Origin of the sequence: Halorubrum sp. SS7 (assembly GCF_005435055.1) — an archaeon.
In the GTDB taxonomy this organism is placed as follows: domain Archaea; phylum Halobacteriota; class Halobacteria; order Halobacteriales; family Haloferacaceae; genus Halorubrum; species Halorubrum salinarum.
Window position 1 is genome coordinate 1 of the sequence record NZ_SGXV01000079.1, and the last position, 1,655, is coordinate 1,655.

At 60.0% G+C, this 1,655-nt stretch carries 1 protein-coding gene; it reads left to right on the plus strand.

The window, feature by feature from the left end:
• The coding region (locus EXE44_RS16665) for an LAGLIDADG family homing endonuclease (RefSeq protein ID WP_274595383.1) at positions 1–1,655 on the plus strand (1,655 nt) is incomplete at both ends.

Sequence of the window (1,655 nt, forward strand, 5' to 3'; positions counted from 1 at the left end):
GATACGCGCATCCGTACTTTCACGCCGCGAAACGTCGGAACTGCTTCCATCCGGAGACGAAGATCTGGTACGAGGACGAGACCGGTCAGCTACGATACGACGAAATCGAGGCGTTCGTCGAGACGTACCTCGATCGGTCCGACGTCGAGTTCGACGACTTCGGAACGGCTGTCGGCAAATTAGAAGACGTCGACGGTGACCTGCGCGTTCCGTCGTTGACCGCGGATGGCGATCGCGTCTCTCGTTCGGTAGAGGCAGTCAGCAAGCACGACGCACCGAACCACCTCGTGCGGGTTCGTACCGAGTCAGGTCGATCGATAACCGTCACTCCAGACCACGGGGTTCACGTGTACGACGACGAACGGGACGAGGTCGCCAGCAGAGAGGCGCGAGAACTCGACGCGAACGACAGGCTGGTGATCCCCGACTCGATCGGGTCCGACGACATCAGTCGGGACCCGCAGCGGTTCGACCTCCTCGCCGAGTTTGTCCGGTCTGACGCGGTTCCGACCGACCGCCTCATGATCAAGGGGCTGGACAAAGACCGGCTGTACGATCTCTTCGAGGACGCTTTCGCGGATGACTGGGACGGGCGGTTCTATCCCCTCCAGAGCATGACCGAAGTGTTCGAGACGAACAAAAAGACGCTGAGTAACTACCTATACCGGGAGAGCTTCCCTGTCTCGTATCTTCAGCAGTGTTTCTCCTCGCTCGACGAGATGCTCGCGTTCGTTCCGGACGATGTCACCCTCGGAATGAAACGCGATCGCACGGAGATCGATCGGTTCGTCGATCTCAACGAGCGCGTCGCGACGCTACTCGGCTACTACGCGGCGGAAGGGTTCGCCCGCGAACAGGAGACGCCGAAGGGGACGATCCACCAGACGACGATCTGCGGGACGGAAACGGAGGCGAGGGAGTTCTTCCTCAACGTTTTGCGAGAGGAGTTCGGGGTCGACCCGTACGAAGAGAATCACGCCAAAGTGACCGTCTCCGGTCGCCTGTTGCGTGCGTTCTTCGACTCGGTGCTCGACTCCGGTGTGTACGCACACACGAAGCGAGTCCCTGATCGGATCTTCGGTGCACCCGATGAGATCGTCGGAGCGTATCTGAGTGGCTACTTCAGCGGCGACGGCAGCGTGGATGACGGATCGCTCCGAATCACCGCGACGACGGTGAGCGAGGAGCTTCGAGAGGACTTGATCGGTCTCCTGCGGCGGCTCGACATTCACGCGACTGTCGACCGACCGAAGAGGGTCCAACTCCATGATAAGTTTCCCGAGTTCTACGACGAGAGCGATCCGCGGATGACCGCGCAGACGTACGTCCTTAGTGTCTCGTCACACGATGCCGTTCGGTTCTCTGAAATTGCCGGCTTCCACCTCTCTCGGAAGCGCGATCGGCTGATGGGGAACGTCTCGTCCGTCGAGCCGTACGCACCGAAGGTGTCGGACGGCGGATCCGGAGAATACCTTGTCGAGAACGTCGACGAAGTGGAGGTCGTCGAGAGCGACGTTGAGCACGTCTACTGCCTCACCGTCGAGGACACGCACTCTCTCGTCGCGAACGATCTGTCGGTCGATCAGTGTGACGGCGACGAGGACTGTGTGATGCTTCTCATGGACGGACTTCTCAACTTCTCGAAAGAATTTCTG